This window comes from Corynebacterium hylobatis, from assembly GCF_003955685.1.
Taxonomy (GTDB): Bacteria; Actinomycetota; Actinomycetes; order Mycobacteriales; family Mycobacteriaceae; genus Corynebacterium; species Corynebacterium hylobatis.
In genome coordinates, this window is record NZ_RXHJ01000003.1 from 99,994 (window position 1) to 125,538 (window position 25,545).

Here is a 25,545-nt window from a genome sequence, read left to right on the forward strand (position 1 = left end):
CAGGATCTAAGCGTCGCGGCGCTGCAGCACCACCACACCCGCCACCCAGGTCACCACCGCCCAGGCCAGGAAGAAGGCACCGGAACCCTTGACGTCCCACGCCACCCCGTCCAGCGCGAAGTCGTTGACGAAGGCGTTGAGGTTCTCAAAAGGCAGGTAGCGGACGATATCGTGACCCACCTTGGGCACGAGACGGAAGATCTGCTCCAGGCCCATGAACCAGATGAGCATGAGCGCCACCGTGCCGGCGGTCTGCCGCAGGAGCAGGGCCATCCCCTGGCTGAACATGACGATCATCGCCGCCGCCGCGGGGTAGACCCACATGATCTCCTGCGCTGCGGGGTCCTGCAGCGGCTCGAACATCGCCGCCGCTGACGGCGGGGCGAGGGTCTTCGCGATGAAGAATGCCGCGACCACCACGAGGAATGTCAGGGCCGCCGCAAAAGCCGCGTACAGCAGCAGCTTCGCCAGGGCCACGGTCCACCGGCGGGGTGTGGCCAGGAAGGTCGCAGACTGCAGCTGGTAGCGGTATTCGGTGGTCACCAGCATGATCGACTGGATCATGAGTACGGGGAAGCCGATGAGGTACACCGCCGCCACGGTGGAGGAGGCCCACAGGGTGGGGAAACCGCCGTCGGCCTCCATGGTCGTGGAACCGGTCAGCGCCGCCCAGCCGAGGGCCAGGCCGATGAACAGTGCGGTGGTCCACCAGAAGGAGGCCGTCGTGCGCAGTTTGGTGAACTCCGCCGCCAGCGTGTTGAGGAACATCGTCTACTTCGCCGACCTCTCCGGTCCCCGGGCCTGGTACTGCACGGCAGTTCCCGTGGAATCCATGAACGCCTCCTCCAGCGACGCCTGTCGCATCGACAACTCATACAGCCGGAAACCCCCGGTGAAGGCCAGCTCGCCGACCTGCTCGGTCGTGGCGTCCGGCACCTCCAGCGCCGGCCCCGCGGGTGCCGGCTCCAACCCGGCGCGGGTGAGGTGCGCGGCGAATTCATCGAGCCGTTCGCTACGTACCACCACTGTGGAGGCCGAGTGCTCGCGGATGAATTCCGCCGTCGTCGTGTCCGCCACCAGGCGACCCCGCCCGATGACGATGAGCCGGTCCGCGGTCAGCGCCATCTCGGAGAGCAGGTGGGAGGAGATGAGCACCGTGCGTCCCTCGGCGGCCAGGGCCTTGAGCAGGTCACGGACCCAACGGATGCCCTCAGGGTCGAGGCCGTTGACAGGTTCGTCCAGCACCAGGATCCTCGGGTCGCCCAGCAGTGCCCCCGCCAGGCCGAGACGCTGTCCCATGCCGAGGGAGAAACCACCCGTCCGCTTCCGGGCCACCCCGGCCAGGCCGACGAGTCCGAGGACCTCGTCGACGCGCTTCTGGGGGATACCGTTGGACTGCGCGAGCCACCTCAGGTGGTTCGCGGCGCTGCGGTTGGGGTGGACCGCTTTCGCGTCGAGAAGCGAGCCGACGACGGTCAGGGGGCGGGGCAGCTCGCGGTAGGGACGGGAATTGACGAGCGCGGTACCGGAGGTCGGTGTGTCGAGGCCGACAATCATCCGCATCGTCGTCGATTTACCAGCGCCGTTGGGGCCGAGGAAGCCGGTGACGATGCCCGGTTGCACCCTGAAGGTGAGGTCCTCGACCGCACGGACCGGACCGTAGTCCTTGGTCAGACCTGCAACGTGGATCATGACGTCCACCCTGCCACAGGATTCAGGAGTGCAGCCTGTGAATTGCCTGAGCGAGTCCGGGGAGTGCCTTCGCGAAAGCGGGCATCAGGGGCAGCTCCCCCACCCGGGACAGGGGCACCCACTGCAGCTCGAGGGATTCCTCGTTGCCGAAGGTCTTCAACGGTGCCCCGGTGGTGGTGCGGGCGATGACGGTCGTGTACGTCCAGCCGGAGGCCAGCTCCGGCTGCTGCGGATCCCCGGGGTAGGGACCGGCGGTGACGTGTTCCTCCAGCACCTCGACCAGGGAGGATTCAATGGAGCACTCCTCCACCGTCTCGCGCACCGCGGCCTCCGCGATCGACTCGTGGGAGTCCCGCGCCCCACCCGGCAACGCCCAGGTGCCGCCATTGTTCGTCCACAGCGCGCGGTGCTGCATGAGCACCAGCGGATCGTCGTCGCCGGCCAGCAGCATCAGGCCGGCGGCGCCGTGACGTCCCCACACCCGAACTCCGCCGGGACCTGCAGCCCAGCCGTTTCCGTCACCGTTCATACCTGTAGAGCGTAGTCGGACTGAGGGACACCGTCCGGGAGATGGCGCACGGGGTGCAGGCTCATGGCGCAGGACACACCAGGCGGGTTATCATGTGGTAATGACCGGCGCGACGGAGACCCCCGATCCAGAGCAGCCAGACAGAGGGGTCGGATCTGAGCGTGCCACGGGGGGAGTTCTCTCTGGCCCGGCGGGCACGTTGCTGCACTACCGTCGAACACGCCTGCGCGAGCGCGTCGCCGGGGCCTCCCGTTCCGACCGGAAGGCCGTCGTCGAGGATGACGGGGCGGACGTCCCCGAGGACACCCGGGACCACTGGCTGGACGAGGTCACCTCCGGCGATGAGCAGCACCGCCGCGGTATGACCTCCCGCGTCATGGACACCTTCACGGTGCCCTACCTGTGGTTCCGCCGTGTCTTCGCCTTCCTGGTCACCACCCCCGGCAAGCTGGTGGGCATCACCGTCGTGCTCTCGATGGCGATCTTCGCGGCCGGCTACTCGATGTCCCAGTCCTCCTCGCAACGCCAGTCGGAGCTTGACGTCCTGCTCACCACCACGGAGCCCATGAGCTACGCGGCGCACAACCTCTACACCTCGCTGTCGCTGGCGGACACGATCGCCACCACCGGTTTCGTGCAGGCAGGCGTGGAGTCCGCCGGCACCCGGGCCCGCTACAACGCCGCCATCGACCGGGCGATGCTCTCCGCGACGGAGACAGCCGCCGGCATCTCCTTCTCCGACCGCAACACCCTCCAGCTCATCGCGGACATCGAACGGCAGATCCCCGTATACACCGGTCTGGTGGAGACGGCGCGGACCAACAACCGTCTGGGCAATCCGGTCGCCGTGGCATACATGGCAGAGGCCTCCTCCCTGATGCGCGATGAGATCCTGCCGGCCGCCGCCCGCCTGTTCACGCTCACCTCCAGTGAGGTCCGCAACCAGCAGAGCGACCTCACCCGGCCGCAGTGGGTGCCCCTGTCCGGTCTGCTCGCGGCCGTATTCTTCCTCGTCATCGCCCAGTGGCTGCTGTGGCGGATGACCCGGCGCAGACTCAACCGGGGCTTCCTCACCGCGACGGCGCTCATGCTGGTAGCGATCGTGTGGGTCTCCGCCTCCAACTTCGGTACCTGGCAGGCGGGTACCCGCGGCTTCGAGGAGGCTTCCATGCCCTGGGATTCGTTGACCGCCTCCCGGATCCAGGCGCAGCAGGCCCGCACCTCCGAGACCCTGGCGCTGGTGCGCCGCCAGTCGGTGGAGGACTCCAACGTCTCCTTCGGAGCCACCGTCGAGGCCGTCACCGTCGCCCTCGACGATTTCGAGCAGGCGGAGGGGCACAACCCCAACGCCTCGGGAGCCAACCGGGCCCAGATCGTCGAGGCCCGGACGGCGCTGGCGGACTGGTCAGAGGCCCATGAGCGGTTCACCCACGCGATGAACAACGGCAACTACCCCGAGGCGGTGCGGCTGGCCACCGCAACAACGCTCGTGCCGGGTTCCCCCGCCACCTCCGCGGCAGCCTACGACCGGCTCGACGGGGCGCTCTCCCGTCTGATCGCCGATGCCCGTTCCTCCATGCGCGCCTTCATCAACGACGGCCTAGCCGCCACCCAGCTCGTCTCCACCGCAGTGCTGCTGCTGTCCGTCCTGGCCATCGTCGCGGTGTGGATCGGCGTGCGTCCCCGACTGCAGGAGTACCTGTGATGCGCCGCCTCCTCCCCGCGCTCATGGCCACGCTCGCGCTGGCCGGCTGTTCCCTGCCCACGCTGGATCTGTCGGATACCTCCGCCACCTCGGAGCCGGCGCAGGCGCCGCGGCCCATTGCGCACGCCTACGGTCCGCCGCTGCCGGCCGGCGTGCTGGTGGAGGAGCCCGGAGAGGAGGAACCGCGCGAGATCAACACCTGGGATGTGGTCGGTTCCCTGCGTCCCCTCGAGGGGGAGGTCGACCTCGAGGAGACCATCCCCCGGATCATGGAGCGTGGCCGCATCATCGTGGGCGTCGACCAGTCCCAGAACCTGCTGAGCTACCGGGACGGGGTCAGCGGTGAGCTGCAGGGTTTCGAGGTGGACCTCGCCCGGGAGATCGCCCGCGACATCTTCGGTGACCCCGACCGGGTTGACTTCCGCTTCGTGGAGTCCTCCTCGAGCGTCCACTCGGTGCAGAACCACGAGGTCGACATGATCATCCGCACGACCACCATCACCCGCACGCGGCAGCAGGAGGTGGCCTTCTCCTCCCCCTACCTGACCACCGACTCCCGGCTGCTGGTGATGCACAATTCCGACATCGAGGGCGTGGCCCAGCTGCCGGGCCGCACCGTGTGCGTCACCCGGGACTCCACCGCCCTGGAGAAGGTGCGGATGTATGCCCCACAGTCCCGGATCCTCAAGACCCGCAGCTGGGCGGACTGCCTCGTGGCGCTCCAGCAGTACCAGGCCGACGCGATCCTCTCGGACGACACCGTCCTGTCGGGCATCGCCGCCCAGGACCCGTACACGAACATCGTCGGAGAGTCCCTGGCCTCCGAGTCCTATGCGGTGGCCATGCCCATCCCGGACCAGGACTACGACTCCTCCGGCCTGATCCGCCAGGTCAACTCCACCATCGAGAGGATCCGCTCCGACGGCACGTGGTGGCGGCTCTACGACCGGTGGTTCGCCGTCTACCTCGCCACCTCCGGGCCCCCGCCCCTGTCCTACCGCCCCGAACCGGCCTCCCAGGAGACGACACCGTGAACAACCCCGACCTCGAATTCCCGGAGGGCCTGCCGGAGCCTGAGGAGCCCGCCGGCACCCAGGCGGTACACTTCGATCCTTTCGCCGACGAGGATGACGACATCGATCCCGGCATCTCCGCCCTGCTGGAGGACCTGGGCCACCTCCGGGAACAGCACGAGGCACACACCCAGGCAACGGTCACGGGGCCGGCCGCGCCGATCGGCACCGTCGGCACGGCCGCGGCGGCCGGGCCGGGGACGGAACCGACCGCGGGACAGAAGCGGGACGACACCTCCGCCCGGGCCCGCCAGCTGGCGTTGTCGACCTTCCGGCAGCGGCGCGGTGCCGAGCGGGGCGACCGTACCGTCGCCGACGGCATGGTCGACCTGCCCTTTGTCGTACCCACCCGCCCCGAGGACGCGCTGCGCGATCCAGCCGAGGCGGAGGCCCAGGGGGTGCCCGCCCCGCAGCTGAGAACCGGTGACATGGTGGCAGGTCAGTACGAGATTCTCGGGGTCATCGCCCACGGCGGCATGGGGTGGATCTACCTGGCCAACGACCACTTCGTCTCCGGCAGGCTCGTCGTGCTCAAGGGCCTGCAGTCGGAGAAGTCCTCCGATGAGCAGGGGGCCGCGGTAGCCGAACGCGACTTCCTCTCGGACATCACCCACCCCGGCATCGTGAAGATCTACAACTTCATCGACGACCCCCGTGTCCCCGGTGGCTTCATCGTCATGGAATACGTGGGCGGGCCCTCGCTGCGGGCCCGCCGCAACGAGCAGGAGAACGGCGTCCTGCCGCTCGACCTGGCGATGGCCTACATCATCGAGATCCTGCCCGCCCTCGACTACCTCCACTCCCGCGGGGTGGTCTACAACGACCTCAAGCCGGACAACATCGTCGTTACCGAGGACCAGGTCAAGCTCATCGACCTGGGCGCGGTCTCCGGCATCGGGGCCTACGGTTTCATCTACGGCACGAAGGGTTTCCAGGCCCCGGAGGTCGGGGCGCAGGGTCCGTCGGTGGCCAGTGACATCTACACCGTCGGCCGTGCCCTCGCCTCACTGACGGTGCACCTGCCGAAGGATGCTTCCGGGGTGTACCTGCCTGGCCTCCCCGACCCGGGTGAGGAGCCGCTGTTCCGCAAGCACCTGAGTTTCTACCGGCTGCTGCAGCGCTGCACCGCCGCGGACCCGGCCCAGCGCTTCCGGAACATCGACGAGCTGTCCACCCAGCTTCACGGCGTCCTGCGGGAGGTCATCGCCGTGCGTTCCGGCATGCAGTACCCGGCGCAGCACTCCCTGTTCTCCCCGCAGCGCACCACCTTCGGCACCAAGCACCTTGTCTTCCGCACCGACCAGCTCATCGACGGCATTGACCGCACGGTGCGCATCACCGCCCCTGAGGTGGTCTCGGCGCTGCCGGCCCCGTTGATCGACCGCACCGACGTCGGTGCCCCCATGCTCTCAGGTTCCTCCTACACGGAGCCCCAGGAGGCACTAGAGACCCTGCGCCAGGCGATGAAAACCAGTGAGTACGAGCACTCGGCCGAGATCCCCCTGGGTGTGGTGCGTGCCATGCTCGACCTGGGTTTCACCGGCCAGGCCCGCACGTGGCTGAGTTCCCTGGAGGACGCTCTCGGCCATGACTGGCGTTTCCAATGGTACTCGGGCGTGACCGCCCTGCTTCTCGACGACTACGCCCCCGCCCAGCAGCACTTCGCCGAGGTCCTGAACATCCTGCCCGGCGAGGCCGCCCCCAAGCTGGCGTTGGCCGCCGTCGACGAGCTGATCCTCCAGCATCTGGGCCACCACCACGCCGCCCTGCTGCCCGACAAGGTCTCCCGCTCTGCCTCCCTGCTGAGCACCAACCTGGAGGCCGTCGACGCCGAGGTCTTCGCAGAGTTCAATCCGGAGTGGACCCACATCACCCAGGATCCGGCTGTCCTGCGTTTCAACACCATCGGCCTCTACGGTCTGGTGTGGGCGACGAACCCGACGACGGTGTCCTCGGCCTTCGGTCTGGCCCGGCAGTTGATGGCGGAGGGGCAGATCGAGATGGCCGTCGCCGCACTCGACCGGGTTCCGCAGGCCTCACGACACCACCGTATGGCCCAGCTGACCACGATCCTCCAGCTGATCTCCGGCACCCTCACCGAGTCCCGGATCCGGCGGGCGGCACGCCGTCTGGAGGAGATCCCCACCAACGAGCCCCGTTTCCTGCAGATCAAGATCGCCGTGATGTCCGCGGGACTGAACTTCCTCCGGGATGCCGGGGTGGAGTCAGCGGCCTCCCCCAATGACCTGTTCGAGTACCCCTTCACTCAGCGGGGGCTGCGTTACGGCCTGGCCTACACACTGCGGCAGCAGGCCCGCCAGGCCCCTTTCGCCCGACACCGTTATGCACTGGTGGATCTGGCCAACCAGGTCCGCCCGGTGACCTGGTTCTGAGAATCCATGAGTGTGATGGCGCACATATATTCACTGTGAATGCTTCCTTAGCAAAATTATCTTTCCTGTTCATCAAAATCGAAACGTCTTTGCAGAATTTGCAGAATAAACAATCTGATTAACACATGTACGCTATCTGCTTATTCTGCACCGACGATGAAAGTTCAAGGCGAACCACATGACCTCAGTCAAGCCCTCCACTGTCCAGACCCTCAGTCATGAGGAGATCTTCGCGGCCCACGAGGGGGGAAAGCTCTCCATCAACTCCACCCGCCCCCTCAAGGACATGCGGGACCTCTCCCTGGCCTACACCCCGGGCGTGGCCACCGTCTGCGAGGCCATCGCCGCGGACCCGGCCGTCGCCCGCACCCACACCGGGGTGGGCAACACCGTCGCCGTCATCTCCGACGGCACCGCCGTGCTCGGCCTGGGCAACATCGGCCCGCAGGCCTCCCTGCCGGTGATGGAGGGCAAGGCCCAGCTCTTCAACGCCTTCGCCGGCCTCAAGGCCGTGCCGCTGGTGCTGGACATCCACGGTGTCGACGAGCTGGTCGACACCATCGCCGCCCTGGCCCCGTCCTTCGGCGGCATCAACCTCGAGGACATCTCCGCCCCGCGGTGCTTCGAGATCGAGCGCAGGCTCATCGAACGCCTGGACATCCCGGTCATGCACGATGACCAGCACGGCACCGCCGTGGTCCTGCTCGCTGCGCTGCGCAACGCCACACGTCTCCTCGGTCGCGAGCTGGCTGACCTGCGCCTGGTCGTCTCCGGGGCCGGCGCCGCCGGTGTCGCCTCCGTGAACATGCTTCTCGACGCCGGCGTGCGCGACATCATCGTCCTCGACTCCCGCGGCATCATCCACGCCGACCGCACCGACCTCACCCCGGTCAAGCAGGAGCTGGCGGCCAAGACGAACCCGCGCGGTGTCAGCGGCGGCATCAACGAGGCCTTCACCGGTGCCGACACCTTCATCGGACTGTCCGGCGGCAACATCGGCGAGGAGGCCCTGCAGCTGATGGCTGAGGAGCCGATCCTGTTCACGCTGGCCAACCCGACCCCGGAGATCGATCCGGAACTCTCCCGCCGTTACGGCGCCGTCGTCGCCACCGGCCGCAGTGACCTGCCGAACCAGATCAACAACGTCCTGGCCTTCCCCGGCATCTTCCACGGAGCGCTGGCCGCCAACGCCACCGCCATCACCATGGAGATGAAGCTGGCCGCCTCCCGCGCCATCGCGGAGATCGCCGCCGACGACCTCGAAGCCGGTTACATCGTCCCCTCCCCGCTCGACCCGCGCGTGGCCCCGGCTGTCAGTGCCGCGGTCCAGGCGGCGGCGCAGGGCCGGTAACCCCCACCTTCCGGTGGGGACGGTTGTGGGCTCCCTCCCGTTTATCTAGTGTCTTAGATAGTTGGACAGGAGCAGGGACAACCGGCCCCACCGACACCGGCCGACGCGGAAGACGCAGGGCTCATGGAGGGGAGCACAGGCCCGTCACCACATCAGCCCCCCAACCGCGGCCCCGGACACATCCACGACACCGAAAGAGCCGTCACCATGCGTTATGAGTCCGCGATCGATTTCGCCGCCGTCGAGGCGATCGACATGCACGTCCACTACGAGACCGACACCTGCGGGCACCACTCCATGCCCCAGGAGTACATCGACGCCTCCGCCGCCTATTTCAAGGGTGCGGACCGCATGCCCTCGGCCGACGCCATCGCCGAGCTCTACCGGGGCCTGAACATGGCTGCGGTGATGTTCACCGTCGACGCCCGCACCCAGCTCGGCCACCTGCCCAACTCCATCGATGATCTTGTCGCTGCAGCAGCCAGGAACAACGATGTGCTCATCCCCTTCGGCAGCGTCGACCCGCGTACCGGTGGGGATGCGATCACCGAGGCAGTGCGCCAGGTCGAGGAGCTGGGGGTGTGGGGCATGAAGTTCCACCCCTCACTGCAGGGTTTCGACCCCTCCGACGAGCAGTACATGCCCCTGTGGGAGAAGATCTCCGAGCTCGGGGTGCCGGCCCTGTTCCACACCGGGCAGAACGGCATCGGCGCCGGGATGCCCGGGGGTGGCGGGATCAAGCTGCGCTACTCCAATCCCCTGCTGCTCGATGACATCGCCGCTGAGCTGCCTGAGCTGAAGATCATCATGGCGCACCCGTCGGTGCCGTGGCAGGACGAGGCGAACTCGATCGCGGTGCACAAGCCGAATGTGTTCATCGACCTGTCGGGGTGGCGGCCGAAGTACTTCCCGGAGTCGCTGGTGCGCTTCGCGTCGAACATGCTGTCCGAGAAGCTGCTGTTCGCCACGGACTATCCGCTGCTGGCACCGGAGCGGTGGTTGGCGGATTTCGCGGAGCTGCCCATCAAGGATGAGGTCCGCCCGAAGATCTTCAAGGGCAACGCCCTGCGCGTCCTCGGCGTGAACTAGGGGACGAGGGACCTACCGACCATGTCCGCGCAGAACGGGCCCGCACGGGACCCCCTGCCCGCCCCCGTCGAATCCGTCGACCGCGCACTGCAGCTCCTGCTGTACCTGCGCGACCACGACTCGATCTCGGTGAAGGAGGCCGCCGAGTTCCTCGGCAGCGCCGCCTCGACGGCGCACCGGTTGCTGTCCACGCTGACCCGGCGCGGCTTCACCGTCCAGGACTTCGAGCGGCGCTACCGGATGGGCGCGGTACTCTCGGGCACCGATCAGGGCCGGGTGACCGAGTCCGTGCTGCGCGATGTGGCCCTCCGTCCGCTGACCGCGCTGCAGGCGAAGGTGCAGGAGACCGTGCAGATCATGGTGTTGCGCGGCGGCAACATCCGCTTCATAGAGGGGGTGGAGCCGAACACCCTCCTCCGGGTGGTGCGGCGGGTCGACGACGAGATGCCCGCCTTCGTCTCCGCCGGGGGCAAGGCGATCCTCGCCCGGATGTCCAACCAGGAGGTGGAGGAAGTGTACCGGAGGGGACTGGTGGAATGGCCGACCCGTCGGGTGCAGACGATGAGGATGCTCAAGCGGATGCTCACGCAGGTCCGCCGCGAGGGTTACGCCCTGAGTGTGGAGGAAACCGAACAGGGAGTGGTCGGCGTGGGGGTCGCGGTGCTAGGGCCGGACGCCCGACCGGTGGCAGCAGTGACCATTGCCATCCCCAGCGTGCGCTTCCAGAAGGAGCTCATCCCGGACTATGTGGCCGCCCTGCAGCAGGCAGCCGAGGAGATCCACGGGGAAGTGTTCGGACCCCATCATGTCGCAGATTCCTGATTAAGGAATGCAGGACAGTAGCAGCGATAAAGGCCAGCTCAACTACGCTAAACCGGACCAGTTTCAGCCCCGCAAACAGGCCCGGACACCCCCTTTTCCCGGTTGTGCATTCCCTTAGGCGGAACCTGAATCCGATGTACTGACAGAGTGATCTGCACTACATATGCTTCCGATCACACCATAGGCACTGGGCGGAATGGATCACATTCGGCCCGCAACGGAAGGGTTCCCATGACCATCACCACGCAGCGTCCCGTCCGGGGAGCGGAAGAGGTTCTCGCCGAAGTCCGGCAGGGCCGGATGTCCGGTTTCCAGATCGCCGCGGTCTCCATCGCTCTCGCGCTCATCATCCTCGACGGCTTCGAGGTCGGCATCATGGCCTTCGCCGCCCCGCAGATCCAGGAGCAGCTCGGCCTGAGCCCCGAGATCCTCGGTTACGTCCTCAGCGGCAGCCTCTTCGGCATGGCGATCGGCTCCATCGTCCTCACCCCCCTGGCCGACCGCATGGGCCGCCGCCCGCTGACCCTGGCCATGCTCGTGCTCATCGTCATCGGCATGGCGCTGACCATCACCGCACCGACGGCGGGCATGCTCATTCTCTGGCGTGTGGTCACCGGCCTCGGTATCGGCGGCATGATGGCCAACCTCAACGCACTGGTGGCGGAGTACTCATCTGATGCCCGCCGCACCACCGCCATCGCCATCTATGCCGCGGGCTACCCGATCGGTGCCACCATCGCCGGTTTCCTTGCCCGTCCGCTGATGCCCGAGTACGGCTGGCGCTCCATGTTCATCGCCGGCACCGTCCTCGCCGTCATGGCACTGGTCGCCAGCTGGCGTTTCCTTCCGGAATCTCTCGACTACCTGCTGGTCCGCCGCCCGAAGAACGCCCTGGAGCGTGTCAACCGCATCCTGGCCAAGATGCACCGCGAGCCCCTGGCCGAGCTGCCCGCACCGTCCGCGACCGAGCAGGACGACGCTGAGAAGCAGGGCACCTTCCGCGAGGTCCTCACCCCGCCCGCACTGCGCCTGACCCTGGCACTGTGGATCGGTTACGGCCTGCTCGTCGCCTCCTACTACTTCGCCAACACCTGGATCCCGACGATCCTGACCACCGTCTCCGGTGACCCGCAGCTGGGCACCACCATGGGCATCGGGGCCAACCTCGGCGGCGTACTGGGCTGCTTCATCTTCGCCGGCCTGGCCACCCGCTTCAGCGGTCGCCGCCTGCTCTTCCTCACCCTGTTCGCCGCTGCCGGAACCTACGTCCTCTTCGGCGTGATCTTCAATATCGTCACGGTCGCCATCGGTGTCGGCTTCCTACTGGGCATGCTGACCACCGCCGCGATCGCCGGTTTCTACGCGGTCGCCCCCACCGTCTACTCCGCCCGCTCCCGTGCCACCGGCATCGGCTGGATGATCGGCCTGGGCCGCCTGGTCTCGGTCGCCGCCCCGATCATCGTCGGCTACATCCTGGCCACCGGCATCGCCCCCGAACGCGTCTTCATCGCCTTCGCCGTGCCGCTCGCCATCGCCGGCCTGGCCGCCCTCTCCCTGTTGCTGGGTCGCGGCACCGCCACCATGGCCGACTGATCCTGATCCCGCACCACCCAGCCCCACCCCGAGTACAGAACCACCCCGGAGGAGAAACCATGTCCACCGCCATCATCACCGCGCCGACCACCCAGCCCCCAGCCCCCGTCACGTGGCGCCCCACCCAGGAGCAGCTTGACAACTGCCGCATGGGCCACTTCGCCCGGTGGTCAGAGCAGCGCTTCAACCGCCAGCTCCCGGACTTCCGTGCCCTGTGGGACTGGTCGGTCACGGAGACCGCGGAATTCTGGCGGGCCATCCCGGAGTTCTTCGACGTCCTCGGCGACGGCCTCGACACCAGTCCGGTGATCACGGACGACACGATGCCCTCCGCCACCTGGTACCCGGGGGCACAGCTCAACTTCGCGGAGAACGTCCTGCGCCACGCCGCTGACCCGGCTCTGCGCGATGTGGCCGCCATCCTGCGGGTCGAGGAGGACGGCAGCCGCACGGAGATCACCTGGGCACAGCTGGAGTCACAGGTCTCCGCTCTGGCCCAGACTCTGCGGGAACTCGGCGTCGGCCGCGGCGACCGGGTGGCCGCGGTCCTGCCCAACATCCCGGAGGCGGTGATCGGCCTGTTGGCCGCAGCCTCCATCGGCGCGGTGTGGACCATCAACTCCCCTGACCTGTCGGCCGAGGCGAGCGTGCGCCGGGTCCGGCAGCTGGAGCCGAAGGTGCTCTTCGCCTGCGACGGCTACGTCTTCGGTGGGAAGGAAATCGAGCGGGGCAGCCACACCGTCGAGATCGAGGAGAACCTCCCTTCCCTCACCGCCACCGTCCTCGTGCGCACCCTGGATCCGCAGGCACCCGCCGGAGAAGGACGCGGGGGGCGTGCGCGCGTGGCCTTTGACACGGCCGTCGATAAGCAGGTGCCGGCCACCTACGACCGGGTGCCCTTCGCGGCCCCGCTGTGGATCCTGTTCTCCTCCGGCACCACCGGCGACCCCAAGGGCATCATCCACGGCCATGGCGGCATGGTCCTCGACGGACTCAAGGGCATCGCGCTCCACCAGGACATGGGTCCGGGTGACGTCTACTACGTCGCGGCGAACACCTCCTGGATGGTGTGGAACACGCTCAGCCAGAACCTGCTGGCGGGCGCGAGCATCGTCACCTACGCGGGTTCGCCGAAGGTGACGGGCAAGGACCACCACTTCCAGATCCTCTCCGACCTGAAGGTCACCCAGTTCGCCACCGGCGCGGCTTACCTGTCCATGGTGGAGAAGTCGGGGCTGGACCCCCGCCACGGCCGCGACCTGTCCGCCCTGCGGGCGATCCTGTCCACCGGCTCCCCGCTGCCGCCGAGCACCTGGCTGTGGGTGCACGAGGCCGTCAAGGAGGATCTCCACCTCGGCTCCGACTCCGGCGGCACCGACATCTGCGGCGGCTTCCTCGGCTCCAACCCCATGGAACCGGTGCACCTGGGCTACCTGCAGGGCCCACTGCTCGGCGTGGCTGCCGAGGCCCACGACGACAACGGTCAGCCGCTGATCAACGAGGTCGGCGAGATGGCCGTGACCCGCCCCCTGCCCTCCATGCCGTTGTTCCTCTGGGGCGACGAGACCGGTGAGCGCTACCACTCCTCCTATTTCACCGCCGCCCCCGGCGTGTGGATGCACGGTGACTGGATCACCCGCACCCCGGAAGGCCGCTACATGGTCCACGGCCGCGCCGACGCCACCCTGAACCGCCAGGGCGTGCGCATCGGCCCCTCTGACATCTACGACGCCCTGCAGGACATCCCCCAGCTGGAGGACTGCCTGGTCCTCGGCCTCGAGCAGGAGGGCGGCGGCTACTGGATGCCGCTGTTCGTCGTCCTCGCCGAGGGTGCCGTGCTTGACGACGCCCTGCGCGACCACATCTGCGCGACCCTGCGCAGCCGTGCCAGCGCCCGCCACGTCCCCGACGAGATCATCGAGGCCCCGGCCATCCCGGTGACCCATACGATGAAGCGCCTGGAGGTCCCGCTCAAGCGGATGTTCAGCACCCGCCCCGGTGGAAAGCCCGTCAACCGGGACTCGGTGCGCAACCCCGAGGCCCTGGACTGGTTCCGGGATTTCGCGGCCGCCCGCAGGTCCTGACCTACCTGACCGACCAGGCAACCGGCCTCCCGGATCCATGCGGATCCGGGAGGCCGGTGTCGTTGTCGGGGCAGGGTTCAGACCCTCACCTCCCCATCCACCGTAGGGCGGGGCAGGAAGGACAGGGCCACCATCGTTAAGCCCAGCCCCAGGTGCAGCCAGTTGTTGGCGTCACTGAGCGGGACGAAGTTGGCGGCCGAGTCGTAGTCGATGAACACGCCGTAGAGGGCAAGGAGGAGATAAACCACGCCACCCCACAGCAGGTACTGGCGGGCGGAGCCCGGCGTGCGGGCCAGGGCGACGCCGGCGACACCGTAGAGCAGGTGGACGACGTTGTGCAGGATGGAGACGTGGAAGATACCCAGCAGCATCGCATGGCCCTCGTGGCCCGCGAGCTGCAGATCCCCCACGTTCTGGGTCAGGCCGGGGATGAACCCCGCGACACCGACGAGGAGGAATACCGCTCCGTAGAGCAGTGCGACGATCTGGACTGGTGTGCGCCCGGTGCGTGTGGTGGACCGGTCTGTGGTTGTCATTGCGGCACCTTTCTTCTCGGCCGTCCGCGGAGTCGAACTCTCTCGCGCGCCTCCAGCGTCACTACCGCGGTACCTTCAGGCTAACAACACATCAGGTGTCACAACAGCCACTCAGGTCCCATAAGCATCACAGGAACGATGCAATTTGCCCCGAATCCGCAGGGGATCCGGGGCATTCCGGGTCACGCCGGGACAACTAGACCTGGGCGACAGCGAGGGCCGTGGCCTTCTGCGCGATGGCCAACTCCTCATTGGTGGGCACGACGAAGACCTTGACCGCGGAATCCTCCGTGGAGATCTCCCGCGGACCGTCGTTGGGCAGGTCGTTGCGCTCCGGGTCGATCCGGATGCCGTACATCTCCAGACCGGCCAGGGCGTCCTCGCGGACGAACTTGGCGTTCTCGCCGACACCAGCGGTGAAGGTGATCGCGTCAACGCGGCCGAGGGCGATCATGTAGGAGCCGATGTAGCGGCGCAGCTGGTGGATGTAGATGTTGTAGGCGGACCAGGCGTCGGTGTCACCGTTCTCGATCATCTGGCGCAGCTCGCGGAAGTCGTTGACTCCCGACAGCCCCTTGATGCCGGACTTCTTGTTCAGCAGGGTGTCGATCTCGTCGATGCTGAGACCGGCGGTGCGGTACAGGTGGAAGATGATGCCCGGGTCGATATCACCGCAGCGGGTACCCATGACCAGACCAGCCAGCGGGGTCATGCCCATGGAGGTGTCGATGGCGTGGCCACCCTTGACTGCGGAGACGGAGGCACCGTTGCCCAGGTGCAGCACGATCTGGTTGACGTCGGAGGGATCCTTGCCCAGCAGCGAGGGCACCTGCTGTGAGATGAACTCGTGGGAGGTGCCGTGGAAGCCGTAACGGCGCACGCCGTTCTCGCCGGCGACCGCCGCGTTGATGGCGTAGAGAGCGGCTGCGGGCGGCAGGTCCGCGAAGAAGCCGGTGTCGAAGACAGCGACGTGCGGGATGTTCGGCAGGATATCGCGGGCGACCTCGATGCCGTCGACGTTGGCCGGGTTATGCAGCGGCGCCAGCGGAATGAGGTCACGGATCATCTCCACGACCTGGTCGTTGATGATCTCCGGCTGGGAGAAGACCTTGCCTCCGTGGACGACGCGGTGGCCGACGGCGGTGAGATCAAGGTCCCTCGGGCCGACGCCGTGCTCGGACATGATCTCGAAGGACTTCTGCAGACCGGCGGAGTGATCCGGGATGGGCTGCTCAACGGTGATCTTCTCCCCGCGGATCTTGATCACAATTTTGCCTGAGGACTCACCGATCTGCTCAACGAGGCCGGAGACGAGGGGCTCATCGGAGGCGTCGGCGGCGGGATCAAGGACCTGGAACTTGATGGATGATGACCCGGAGTTCAGGACGAGTGCGTAGGACATTTATTCTCCTCCGGCCTGGATGGCGGTGATAGCTACGGTGTTGACGATGTCGGGGACGGTGGCGCCGCGGGACAGGTCGTTGACGGGCTTGTTCAGGCCCTGCAGGATCGGGCCGATGGCCAGGGCGCCACCGGTACGCTGGGCGGTCTTGTAGCCGATGTTGCCGGCCTCGAGGTCAGGGAACACGAAGACGTTGGCGTGGCCGGCGACATCGGAGTCGGGCATCTTCTTCCGGGCAACTCCCGGATCCACGGCGGCGTCGAACTGCAGCGGGCCGTCGACCTTGAGTTCAGGGTCGATGCGCTTGGCGGCGTGGAGGGCCTCAATGGCGCGGTCGACGTCGGGACCGGAGCCGGAGGCGCCGGTGGAGTAGGAGAGCATGGCCACCCGCGGGTCGATGCCGAACTGGGCGGCGGTCTTGGCGGAGACCACGGCGATCTCACCGAGCTGTTCCGCGGTCGGGTTCGGGTTGACCGCACAGTCGCCGAAGGCCCACACGTGGCCCCGGAAGACCATGAGGAAGATCGAGGAGACCACGGAGGCATCCGGGGTGGTCCTGATGATCTGGAAGGAGGGCTTGATGGTGTGGGCGGTGGTGTTGGCCGCGCCGGAGACCATGCCGTCGGCCAGGCCGCGGTGCACCATCATCGTCCCGAAGTAGGAGATGTCCCGCATCGTCTCGCAGGCCTGCTCGAAGGTCACGCCCTTGGCCTTGCGCAGCTCGACGAATTCCGCCGCGAACTCCTCCAGCAGCGGGGAGGTGAGGTGGTTGATGATGTGCGCGTCGGACAGGTCAATGCCGAGCTCCTCGGCGCGGTTCCCGATCTCCGCCGGGTCACCCAGGATGGTCAGGTCGACGACCTCCTGTTCAAGCAGCTCACCGGCGGCGAGCAGGATGCGGTCGTCCTCACCCTCGGGCAGCACGATGTGCGACTTCGACTTCCGCGCCCGCTGCAGCAGCCAGGTCTCGAAGACCGGCGGGGACATGACGGGGTGGACCTCGACCTTGAGTGCCTCCCGGAGCTTGAGCACATCGCGCAGCCCATCCTCGGTGACAGCGGTCGCAATGACGGCCTGGAGCTCCTTCGCGTGGCGCTCAGCCAGCTGCACATGACGCCCCCTGGCGTCGGTGAGCAGGATGATCGGCAGACCTATGGCGGCGGCGACCTCGGAATCGAAGTGCAGGTTGCCCGTACCGACGACCAGTACCGGCTCCTCGTTGACGAGGCTGGCGGCGTAGATGGGGCCGATCTTCAGCTCGTAGTCGTCCAGACGGCGCACACTGAGGCCGAGGGAAGCAGCGAGGCCGTCAACGTCGACACCGTCGAAATTCCGGTTGACGACGCTGAGCAGTGCTGATCGAGGGTCAGACATGCATAACCTTTCTGTCGCTGAGCGGGGTGTCCGGTAGTGCACAACACGCCGCCCTGTGGGATCGGTCGCCATTCTATAACGAATGTCAGCTCCGCCACACCTGTAAAGCCAGGAATTTTCAGAATTAACACGACATAACCAGACACTCCACAACCTGACACCCGGCCAGGAAGCACCTGAACCGCCTCGACAGAACGGGGATAAACAAGAATAACACCAGGTCAAAGGTGCAGGAAGGGGACCCTTTCTCCAAGCGGCGCTCAGTGTGGGAATCCTGTCTGCACCTGGCGGTCAGGGGCCCGAAAATGCCACCGGTGAACCTCAACAAGGCTGCGAATTTCCGCGAATCCCCCTGATCGGCATCGCCCCGGACCACCCCGATGGTCACCCCCGCCCCAGAATTCATGGCCTCCGGGGCAGGCCAGTAGTATGGAACGGAGAAACACCCTGTTCCCGAACGTCAAAGGATGTCACACCATCATGTCCCGACCCCTGCGCGTCGCTGTCGTCGGAGCTGGCCCGGCCGGTATCTATGCCTCGGATCTGCTCGTGAAGTCCGGGGAGGACGTGACCATCGACCTCTTCGAGCGCATGCCCGCTCCCTTCGGACTCATCCGCTATGGCGTCGCCCCCGACCACCCGCGCATCAAGGGCATCGTCCGCTCTCTGCATTCGGTCCTGGAGAAGCCGGAGATCCGTCTGCTCGGCAACATCGAGATCGGCAAGGATCTCACCGTCGAAGAGATGCGCGATTACTACGACGCCATCATCTTCTCCACCGGTGCCACCGGCGACCGGGAGCTGCGTATCCGGGGATCCGAGCTGGCGGGCTTCCACGGCGCCGGTGAATTCGTCGGTTTCTACGACGGCAACCCCGACTTCTCCCGCGACTGGGACCTCAACGCCGAGCGGGTCGGCGTGATCGGTGTGGGCAACGTCGCCCTCGACATCGCCCGCATCCTGGCCAAGACCGCCGACGAGCTGCTGGTGACCGAGATCCCGGACAACGTCTACGACAATCTGGCCCGCAGCTCAGTCAAGGAGGTCCACGTATTCGGCCGCCGCGGCCCCGCCCAGGCCAAATTCACCCCACTGGAGCTCAAGGAGCTCGACCACTCCGAGAACATCGAGGTTATCGTCGTCCCGGAGGACATCGACTACGACGAGGCCTCCGAGGCCGCTCGCCGCGAGTCCAAGTCCGTGGACCTGGTGTGCCAGACCCTGGAGGGCTACGCCATCCGGGAGCCGAAGGGTGCCCCCAATAAGCTCTACCTGCACTTCTTCGAGTCTCCGGTGGAGATCCTCGGCGAGGACGGCCGTGTGGTCGGCCTGAAGACCGAACGCACCGAGCTGGACGGCACCGGCCAGGTCCGGGGCACCGGCAGGTTCACCACCTGGGATCTGCAGTCCGTCTACCGCGCCGTCGGCTACCGCTCCGAGGCCGTTGACGGTGTGCCCTTCGATGCCGAGCGGGCCGTCATCCCCAACGACGGCGGTCGGGTCCTCGACCCGGAGACCGGGGAGGCTGTCCGTGGCCTCTACGCCACCGGTTGGATCAAGCGCGGCCCGGTGGGCCTGATCGGCAACACCAAATCCGATGCGAAGGACACCACCACCATGCTGCTGGAGGACTTCACCTCCGGTCGTCTCTCTGCTCCGGCCCATCCTGAGCCCGCGGCCGTCACCGAGCTCCTCGAGGCCCGCGGCATCGCCGTGACCACCTGGGAGGGCTGGCACAACCTCGACGCCGCCGAGCGTTCCCTGGGCGAGGCTGAGGGACGCGAACGCAAGAAGATCGTCGAATGGGACGAAATGGTGGTCTCCTCGCACCCGGAATACGAAATCTAGGACTCCTCCCCCCTGCCCCGTCCCCACCCCGCACGCTCTGCGTGCGGGGTGTTTTGGTGATAGACCTCTTAACGTCAGTACCTTCCTGTTTCCGAGATGAAACTCACAACTCAAAACACACTGGTTTTCAATAGCCGAGTGAAGTCTCCGACTCGATTCGGCTGGAATTGGAGCAGAAATGACGATTCACAAGATCGTTTCCCACCTTGACACCACCAGAAGTGCCCGTGAAGAGCTGTACAAAGTGTTTCACCGGATGCCTGAGCTCTCCCTTCAGGAGTTCAGGACCGCGGAGAAGATCCGTGAGGAACTCGAGCGCATCGGCGTCAACGAGGTCAACCAGGTGGGGCGCACCGGCCTGACGGCTGTCCTCCGCAACGGTGACGGCCCCGTGGTGGCCATGCGCGCCGACATCGACGGCCTGCCCATGGCGGAACTGTCCGGCAAGGAGTACTCCGCTGAAGGGGTCACCCAGGTCGACGAGAACACCGGCGTGGAGACACCCGTGGCCCACTCCTGCGGCCACGACGTGCACATCATCTCTCTGCTCGGCGCCCTCGAGGCCCTGAACGCCACCCGCGACAGCTGGTCCGGCACCTTCGTCGGCGTCTTCCAGCCTGCCGAGGAAACCGCCGCCGGTGCCCGCGACATGGTGGACAACGGCATCGCAACCAAGATGCCCATACCCGACGTCTACCTGGGCCAGCACGTCCTCGGCGTGATTCCGGGCGGCTCCGTCGGCACCCGTCGGGGCGCGCTCTTCTCCCAGGCCGCCTCGATCAGGATCACCATCTACGGCAAGGGCTCCCACGGCGCGATGCCGAACCTGGGCGTCGACCCGACCGTCCTCGGTGCGGCGATCATCACCCGCCTGCAGACCATCGTCTCCCGCGAGATCGCCCCCAAGGAGATCGCGGTGGTCACCGTCGGCTCCTTCCACTCCGGTACAAAGTCCAACATCATCCCGGACTCCGCCACCATGCTGCTGAACACCCGCGCCTACAACGCCGAGGTCAGCGCCTCCCTGCACGAGGCCATCGAGCGGATCGTCAGGGCGGAGTGCGAAGCCGCCCGCAGCCCGCAGGAGCCGGATTTCGAGTATTTCGACGTCTACCCGCTGACCCTCAACGACGACGACGTGACCGACACGGTCGCCGCCGCCTTCGACGGTTACTTCGGGGACGACTCCGTGGAAATGGATCTGGTGCCCGCCTCCGAGGACTTCTCCGTCATCCCGGACGCCCTCGGCGTCCCGTACACCTTCTGGGGGCTCGGTGGCTTCGCAGACCACACCTCCGCCCCCGGCAACCACTCCCCCTTCTTCGCCCCTGACATCCAGCCCACGCTCGACCGTGGTGCCGAAGCCATCATCGTCGCCGCCTCCCCGTGGCTCATGAAGGAGAACTGAGCATGACCACCACCTCCACTCCCACCGCCGGGAAGACCACCTTCCAGGGCACCGACTCCGCCCTGCTGGGCATCGTCCTCGCCGTCATCACCTTCTGGCTCTTCGCCCAGACGACAATGAACATCGGCCCCCTCATGGCCGACGACATCGGCATGCCGATGGAGGTGATGAACATCGCGATCTCCCTGTCCGCGCTGTTCTCCGGCATGTTCATCGTCATGTTCGGCGGCTTCGGCGACCGCTTCGGTCTGATGAGGATCGCCCTGCTGGGCAACATCTTCGGCATCGTGGGATCCCTGTTCATCGCCTTCGCCTTCGGCGACGCCTCCTCCGCCATGGTCCTGCTCGGCCGTATCCTCCAGGGCCTGTCGGCCGGCGCGATCATGCCGTCCACCATGGCGCTGCTCAAGGTCTACTGGGACGGTCCCGCCCGCCAGCGCGCGGTGTCCATGTGGTCGATCGGCTCCTGGGGTGGCTCTGGCCTGACCGCCCTCTTCGGCGGCTTCATGGCCTCCACCGCCCTTGGCTGGCGCTCGATCTTCATCATCAGCGCCATCGTCTCCGTCCTGTCGATCATCCTCATGCGCCAGATCCCGGAGGCTGCCCCGGGTGCGGGCAAACCGGGCCGCACTGACTGGACCGGCATCATCACCCTGGCGATCGCGCTGGCCGCCCTGCTCATCGTCGTCACCCAGGGTTCCTCGATCGGGTGGACCCACTGGATCACCTGGGCCCTCCTGGCCGTCTTCCTGGTCTCCTTCGGTGTCTTCGTCAACCAGGAGAAGAACACCGGCGCCCCCTTCGTGGACTTCGCCCTGTTCAGGAACAGCGTCTTCACCGGTGCGACGATCTCGAACTTTCTCATCAACGGCACCGCCGGCGCCCTCACCGTCTCCCTGTGGATCCTGCAGGGCGCGGGCAACATGTCCGCCGCCACCGCGGGTTACCTCACCATCGGCTACGCGATCTTCATCATCGGCTTCATCCGTGTCGGTGAGAAGCTGCTGCAGAAGTTCGGTCCCCGCAAACCGATGATCTGGGGCACCGTCATCGTGCTGGTCTCCATCGCGCTGCTCATGGCCACCAACACCATGCAGAGCACATACATGGCCCTCGCAGCCGTGGCGTACTCGTTGTTCGGTCTGGGACTGGCCTTCTACGCCACCCCCTCCACCGACGCCGCACTGTCCAACCTGCCTGATGACCAGGTCGGCGCAGGCTCCGGCATCTACAAGATGGCCTCCTCGCTCGGCGCCGCGTTCGGTGTCGCCGCATCCGCGGCCATCTTCACCGCGCTCGAGACCTCCGGCCTCGACATCGTGGGCACAGCGATCGAATTCTCCGGCCGCCAGGACAACGTGGCCGTCCGTGAGGCCGGCTTCGTCGGCCTGGCGTTCAACGCCCTCATGGCGATCGCCGCCCTGATCTCCATCACCTTCTTCATCCCCAAGGGGAAGAAGGCGGAGGCCGAGACGTAGGCGCCACCGCATTCCGGACAGGGCCGCTGCCGAGGGAACCACATCCCCCGCCAGCGGCCGTTGTTCTCTCCGACCCCCGGTAAGCCTGCTCCGAGAACCTCTAAGGAATGACCATGTCAACGTCCACCACAGCCGTCGGCCCCGCCGGGGCGGACAACACATTCGCCGGTTCCAACCGCACCCTGACGGGCCTCGTCCTCGCCGTCCTGACCTTCTGGTTGTTCGCCCAGTCCGCACTCAACATCGGCCCCGTCATGGCCACGGACGCCGGCCTGCCGCAGCCCACCATGAACACGGCCATCTCCCTGGCTGCGCTGTTCGCCGGCATGTTCGTCGTCGTCGCAGGCGGCTTCGCTGACCGCATGGGCAGGATGAAATTCCTCTACATCGGCCTGGTGATCAACATCGTCGGCGCACTGCTGGTGGGCGGAGCCTCCGGCGGGCTCGCTGCCCCCATGATGCTCGGGGGCCGTGCCCTGCAGGGTCTGTCCGCGGCCTTCATCATGCCGACCTCCCTCGCCCTGGTGAAGACCTACTGGATCGGCGCGGACCGCCAGCGTGCGGTGTCCATGTGGTCGATCGGCACCTTCGGCGGTTCCGGCCTGGCCGCGATCGTCGGGGGTTTCCTCACCGGCACCGCCGTCGGCTGGCGCGGGCTGTTCGTCCTCAGCGCCATCGTCTCCATCCTGGCAATGTGGCTGATCCGCCCGATCCCCGAGTCGAAGCCGGCGGCTGATCTGGCCCGGAAGCTGGACATCCCCGGCATCGCCTCCTTCCTGGTGGCACTGCTGACGGCGCAGATCATCGCCACGCAGGGTTCCCTGCTCGGCTGGTCCAGCCCGGTCGTCCTGGCGTTGGCGGTGGTGTTCGTGATCTCCCTGATCATCTTCTTCCGGGTCGAATCCGGGAACAACAACGCATTCATCGATTTCCGGCTCTTCCGCAGCCGCTCCTTCTCAGGGGCGGTGCTGGCGAATTTCCTCATGAACTCGTGCATCGGCGTCATGACCGTCGCGCTGTGGATGCTGCAGTTCGCCGGGGGGCTCTCCCCCACCAGCGCCGGGTACGCCACGCTGGGCTACGCGGTGTGTGTCATCGCTTTCATCCGCGTCGGTGAAAAGCTGCTGCAGAAGATGGGCCCCCGCAAGCCGATGGCCTTCGGCGCGGCCACCATGTTCGCGGCCATCGTGTTGCTGGGTTTCACCAACCTCTACGCGACGGCGTACATTGTGCTCGCCGCGATCGGGTTCTCCCTCTTCGGTCTCGGCCTGGCGTTCTTCGCCACCCCGGCCACGGACACGGCGCTCTCCTCCCTGCCAGAAGAATACGCCGGCTCCGGTGCCGGCCTGTTCAAGATGGCCTCTTCCCTGGGGGCGGCCTTCGGGCTGGCAGGCTCCACCTCGATCTTCACCGCCCTGCAGGACAACGGTGTGCCCTGGCTTGCTGAGGTCATCGATTTCATCGGCCGGCAGGACAACGTCGCCCTGCGTGAGGCCGGCATGGTCGGTATCGCCTTCAATGCTGTCCTGGCGCTGATCGCCCTGGTGGCGATCCTGGTCATCGTGCCACCCCAGAAGCGACCCGCGGACACCATGGTCATCGAGCCCTACCCAGAGAAGGGCTCAGTGTCACGCTAGATGCGGATGTTCAGGGCACCCAGGGCACTGTGCAGCCACTCGACCACGGGTGCGAGGGGCTCCGGCACACAGTGGGTCTGGCCGTCGATGGTGATGGTGTTGGGGGCCGGGGCGGTCTGGGTGCCAGCGACCTGGTCACCGCCACCGAGGAGGCCACAGCGGTGGGCGGCTTCGTCGACACGCGAGACGACGGCGCGGATCTCATCGCCGCGCGGGTGGAAGTTCGCGCCCGGCAGCGCCTGGCTGCGCTTGTTCTGGTAGTCGTCGGCGTTGGTCCAGTAGTTGTTGGCCTGCTGGCAGAAGATCTGGCCGGCGGGTATCGCCGCAAGTTAGTCGTCGACGATGTCGGCGTGGGCGATGGTGGGGGTCGTGGCGACGAGGCCTGCCACAGCGAAGGCGGTCATGGTGTTGCGGAACTTACGCACGGCCACCATGAAACCACACCCATGCTTCCCCTGCCATACGTAGGGTGGGTCCCAGCCGCCTCAGGCGCGGGCGCGGGTGGCGCTGCGGGTGGCTCGGTCACAGGCCTCCTCCACCGTTTCCGCGGTGGCCAGCACCAGTCCACGCTGCCCGTCGAGCCGCAGATCAGTTTCCGGCACAGCCAGCGCAGCAGCCTGGTCGACAACCTCCCCGCGCAGCACCGTGCACGCACCCGGGGAGATCAGCGTGGTGTCGATGGGCAGCCCCAGGATCGCCCGGGCATGCAGGTCATACTGGGAAAAACGCTGCGAACGCAGGGTCACCGCCCCGGCATCGTGGGGGCGCGGGGTGATGGCGGAGAAGTAGACCTCGTCCCCGGCCACGAACATCTCCACGGCGTAGAGTCCACGGCCACCGAGGGCGTTGGTGATGCGCGCCGCCATGGAGCGCGCGTTCTCCAGGGCCCGCGGGGCGACGGCCATGGGCTGCCAGGAGCTCTCGAGCCGTCCCGCGCGGTGGATGTGTCCGACCGGTTCGCAGAACCACGTGGCGAGCTTGCCCGTTGCGGGGTCGATGGACCGGACAACCAGCAGGGTCAGTTCGTGGTCGAAGTCGACGAAACGTTCGACCATCACGCGTCGGCCGTCCCAGGCGGCGTCGAGTTCCTCCGTTGAGCGGACGAGGGTGTGGCCGCGGCCGGAGGAGAATTCTGCGGGTTTGACGATGCACGGCAGACCCAGATCCTCGACGGCCTGCTCCAGCCCGGCGCGGGTGTCCGCGACCCGGTAGGCGGTGGTCGGCAGGCCGAGGTCCTCGTTGGCGACCTTCCGCAGGGTGTCCCGGGCCACCGTGAGTGCGCAGCCCTTCGCCGAGGGCGCAATGTTCACGCCCTGCTGCTCCAGCGCGGCGAGCGCGTCGACGTCGATGTCCTCCACCAGCGGGACCACGTGGTCAACGGAGTGCTTCTCGACGGCCGCGCGCAGCGCCGCCCCGTCCCGGGCCACATCCGCGGGGGCGTGGTGGACGGCGACCCCGAGGCGTCGGAAAGCGGCGGTGAGCTCCTCCACGAAGCCCCCGGATCCGAGCAGGAGGACATCAACGGTCATGG

At 66.9% G+C, this 25,545-nt stretch carries 19 protein-coding genes; 12 read left to right on the plus strand and 7 right to left on the minus strand.

Annotation, left to right across the window (positions count from 1 at the left end):
- Positions 1–6 precede the first annotated feature (6 nt).
- Genes EAH68_RS03160 through EAH68_RS03170 form a run of 3 tightly spaced genes read right to left on the minus strand, consistent with a single transcriptional unit; the run spans position 7 to position 2,221 of the window.
- Positions 7–768, minus strand: coding sequence for a multidrug ABC transporter permease (locus EAH68_RS03160; protein ID WP_126119871.1), 762 nt, complete (start codon positions 766–768; stop codon positions 7–9).
- A 3-nt stretch (positions 769–771) separates the two neighbouring features.
- Positions 772–1,692, minus strand: coding sequence for an ABC transporter ATP-binding protein (locus tag EAH68_RS03165; protein WP_126119872.1), 921 nt, complete (start codon positions 1,690–1,692; stop codon positions 772–774).
- Positions 1,693–1,714: 22 nt separating this feature from the next.
- On the minus strand, positions 1,715–2,221 hold the full coding sequence (locus EAH68_RS03170; RefSeq protein WP_126119873.1) for an NUDIX domain-containing protein: 507 nt from the start codon (positions 2,219–2,221) through the stop codon (positions 1,715–1,717).
- A 100-nt stretch (positions 2,222–2,321) separates the two neighbouring features.
- Here EAH68_RS03170 and EAH68_RS03175 point away from each other — a divergent pair, with 100 nt between their 5' ends.
- From EAH68_RS03175 to EAH68_RS03210, 8 genes are all read left to right on the plus strand, one after another.
- Complete coding sequence (locus tag EAH68_RS03175) at positions 2,322–3,926, plus strand: GlnX family signal transduction membrane protein (RefSeq protein WP_241228268.1); 1,605 nt, start codon at positions 2,322–2,324, stop codon at positions 3,924–3,926.
- Positions 3,926–4,960 carry a transporter substrate-binding domain-containing protein gene (locus tag EAH68_RS03180; RefSeq protein WP_126119874.1) on the plus strand — a complete coding sequence of 345 codons (1,035 nt, stop codon included), beginning with the start codon at positions 3,926–3,928 and terminating at the stop codon, positions 4,958–4,960. The genes EAH68_RS03175 and EAH68_RS03180 overlap by 1 nt, the downstream gene beginning before the upstream one ends.
- Positions 4,957–7,392 carry a serine/threonine protein kinase gene (locus EAH68_RS03185; RefSeq protein WP_126119875.1) on the plus strand — a complete coding sequence of 812 codons (2,436 nt, stop codon included), beginning with the start codon at positions 4,957–4,959 and terminating at the stop codon, positions 7,390–7,392. The genes EAH68_RS03180 and EAH68_RS03185 overlap by 4 nt, the downstream gene beginning before the upstream one ends.
- 178 nt (positions 7,393–7,570) lie before the next feature.
- Positions 7,571–8,743, plus strand: a complete 1,173-nt coding sequence (locus tag EAH68_RS03190) for an NAD(P)-dependent malic enzyme (protein ID WP_126119876.1) — start codon at positions 7,571–7,573, stop codon at positions 8,741–8,743.
- Positions 8,744–8,950: 207 nt separating this feature from the next.
- The gene (locus EAH68_RS03195) at positions 8,951–9,832 is read left to right on the plus strand and encodes an amidohydrolase family protein (RefSeq protein WP_126119877.1); all 882 of its coding nucleotides are present in this window, start codon (positions 8,951–8,953) and stop codon (positions 9,830–9,832) included.
- Positions 9,833–9,853: 21 nt separating this feature from the next.
- Positions 9,854–10,654: an IclR family transcriptional regulator gene (locus tag EAH68_RS03200; protein ID WP_126119878.1), complete on the plus strand. Its 801-nt coding sequence runs from the start codon at positions 9,854–9,856 to the stop codon at positions 10,652–10,654.
- A gap of 231 nt (positions 10,655–10,885) precedes the next feature.
- Positions 10,886–12,247, plus strand: coding sequence for an MFS transporter (locus EAH68_RS03205; protein ID WP_126119879.1), 1,362 nt, complete (start codon positions 10,886–10,888; stop codon positions 12,245–12,247).
- Between the two features lie 59 nt (positions 12,248–12,306).
- Positions 12,307–14,331, plus strand: coding sequence for an acetoacetate--CoA ligase (locus tag EAH68_RS03210; RefSeq protein WP_126119880.1), 2,025 nt, complete (start codon positions 12,307–12,309; stop codon positions 14,329–14,331).
- Between the two features lie 77 nt (positions 14,332–14,408).
- Here the strand turns inward: EAH68_RS03210 and EAH68_RS03215 are convergent, their stop codons facing one another.
- The 3 genes from EAH68_RS03215 to pta form a co-directional block, all read right to left on the minus strand.
- The gene (locus EAH68_RS03215) at positions 14,409–14,867 is read right to left on the minus strand and encodes a DUF4383 domain-containing protein (RefSeq protein ID WP_126119881.1); all 459 of its coding nucleotides are present in this window, start codon (positions 14,865–14,867) and stop codon (positions 14,409–14,411) included.
- 196 nt (positions 14,868–15,063) lie between these two features.
- Positions 15,064–16,269: an acetate kinase gene (locus EAH68_RS03220; protein ID WP_126119882.1), complete on the minus strand. Its 1,206-nt coding sequence runs from the start codon at positions 16,267–16,269 to the stop codon at positions 15,064–15,066.
- Complete coding sequence (gene pta / locus EAH68_RS03225; RefSeq protein ID WP_126119883.1) at positions 16,270–17,643, minus strand: phosphate acetyltransferase; 1,374 nt, start codon at positions 17,641–17,643, stop codon at positions 16,270–16,272. It abuts the gene before it with no gap.
- A 480-nt stretch (positions 17,644–18,123) separates the two neighbouring features.
- On the opposite strand from pta, the gene EAH68_RS03230 reads away from it, so the two are divergent.
- From EAH68_RS03230 to EAH68_RS03245, 4 genes are all read left to right on the plus strand, one after another.
- Entirely contained in the window at positions 18,124–19,491 is a 1,368-nt protein-coding gene (locus tag EAH68_RS03230) for an FAD-dependent oxidoreductase (protein ID WP_126119884.1), read from the plus strand.
- A 178-nt stretch (positions 19,492–19,669) separates the two neighbouring features.
- A complete protein-coding gene (locus EAH68_RS03235; RefSeq protein ID WP_126119885.1) occupies positions 19,670–20,899 on the plus strand; it encodes an amidohydrolase in 1,230 nt (409 codons plus the stop codon).
- Between the two features lie 2 nt (positions 20,900–20,901).
- The gene (locus EAH68_RS03240) at positions 20,902–22,377 is read left to right on the plus strand and encodes an MFS transporter (RefSeq protein ID WP_126119886.1); all 1,476 of its coding nucleotides are present in this window, start codon (positions 20,902–20,904) and stop codon (positions 22,375–22,377) included.
- Between the two features lie 113 nt (positions 22,378–22,490).
- The gene (locus tag EAH68_RS03245; protein ID WP_126119887.1) at positions 22,491–24,014 is read left to right on the plus strand and encodes an MFS transporter; all 1,524 of its coding nucleotides are present in this window, start codon (positions 22,491–22,493) and stop codon (positions 24,012–24,014) included.
- A gap of 485 nt (positions 24,015–24,499) precedes the next feature.
- On the opposite strand, the gene EAH68_RS03250 is transcribed toward EAH68_RS03245, so the two are convergent.
- Positions 24,500–25,543 carry an ATP-grasp domain-containing protein gene (locus tag EAH68_RS03250; protein ID WP_126119888.1) on the minus strand — a complete coding sequence of 348 codons (1,044 nt, stop codon included), beginning with the start codon at positions 25,541–25,543 and terminating at the stop codon, positions 24,500–24,502.
- Positions 25,544–25,545 lie beyond the last annotated feature (2 nt).

Excerpts from the sequence above, each read along its gene's own strand:
- EAH68_RS03160 (WP_126119871.1), bottom strand. The coding sequence starts at position 768 with ATGTTCCTCAACACGCTGGCGGCGGAGTTCACCAAACTGCGCACGACG.
- EAH68_RS03165 (WP_126119872.1), bottom strand. The coding sequence starts at position 1,692 with ATGATCCACGTTGCAGGTCTGACCAAGGACTACGGTCCGGTCCGTGCG.
- EAH68_RS03170 (WP_126119873.1), bottom strand. The coding sequence starts at position 2,221 with ATGAACGGTGACGGAAACGGCTGGGCTGCAGGTCCCGGCGGAGTTCGG.
- EAH68_RS03175 (WP_241228268.1), top strand. The coding sequence starts at position 2,322 with ATGACCGGCGCGACGGAGACCCCCGATCCAGAGCAGCCAGACAGAGGG.
- EAH68_RS03180 (WP_126119874.1), top strand. The coding sequence starts at position 3,926 with ATGCGCCGCCTCCTCCCCGCGCTCATGGCCACGCTCGCGCTGGCCGGC.
- EAH68_RS03190 (WP_126119876.1), top strand. The coding sequence starts at position 7,571 with ATGACCTCAGTCAAGCCCTCCACTGTCCAGACCCTCAGTCATGAGGAG.
- EAH68_RS03195 (WP_126119877.1), top strand. The coding sequence starts at position 8,951 with ATGCGTTATGAGTCCGCGATCGATTTCGCCGCCGTCGAGGCGATCGAC.
- EAH68_RS03200 (WP_126119878.1), top strand. The coding sequence starts at position 9,854 with ATGTCCGCGCAGAACGGGCCCGCACGGGACCCCCTGCCCGCCCCCGTC.
- EAH68_RS03205 (WP_126119879.1), top strand. The coding sequence starts at position 10,886 with ATGACCATCACCACGCAGCGTCCCGTCCGGGGAGCGGAAGAGGTTCTC.
- EAH68_RS03210 (WP_126119880.1), top strand. The coding sequence starts at position 12,307 with ATGTCCACCGCCATCATCACCGCGCCGACCACCCAGCCCCCAGCCCCC.
- EAH68_RS03215 (WP_126119881.1), bottom strand. The coding sequence starts at position 14,867 with ATGACAACCACAGACCGGTCCACCACACGCACCGGGCGCACACCAGTC.
- EAH68_RS03220 (WP_126119882.1), bottom strand. The coding sequence starts at position 16,269 with ATGTCCTACGCACTCGTCCTGAACTCCGGGTCATCATCCATCAAGTTC.
- pta (WP_126119883.1), bottom strand. The coding sequence starts at position 17,643 with ATGTCTGACCCTCGATCAGCACTGCTCAGCGTCGTCAACCGGAATTTC.
- EAH68_RS03230 (WP_126119884.1), top strand. The coding sequence starts at position 18,124 with ATGTCCCGACCCCTGCGCGTCGCTGTCGTCGGAGCTGGCCCGGCCGGT.
- EAH68_RS03235 (WP_126119885.1), top strand. The coding sequence starts at position 19,670 with ATGACGATTCACAAGATCGTTTCCCACCTTGACACCACCAGAAGTGCC.
- EAH68_RS03240 (WP_126119886.1), top strand. The coding sequence starts at position 20,902 with ATGACCACCACCTCCACTCCCACCGCCGGGAAGACCACCTTCCAGGGC.
- EAH68_RS03245 (WP_126119887.1), top strand. The coding sequence starts at position 22,491 with ATGTCAACGTCCACCACAGCCGTCGGCCCCGCCGGGGCGGACAACACA.
- EAH68_RS03250 (WP_126119888.1), bottom strand. The coding sequence starts at position 25,543 with ATGACCGTTGATGTCCTCCTGCTCGGATCCGGGGGCTTCGTGGAGGAG.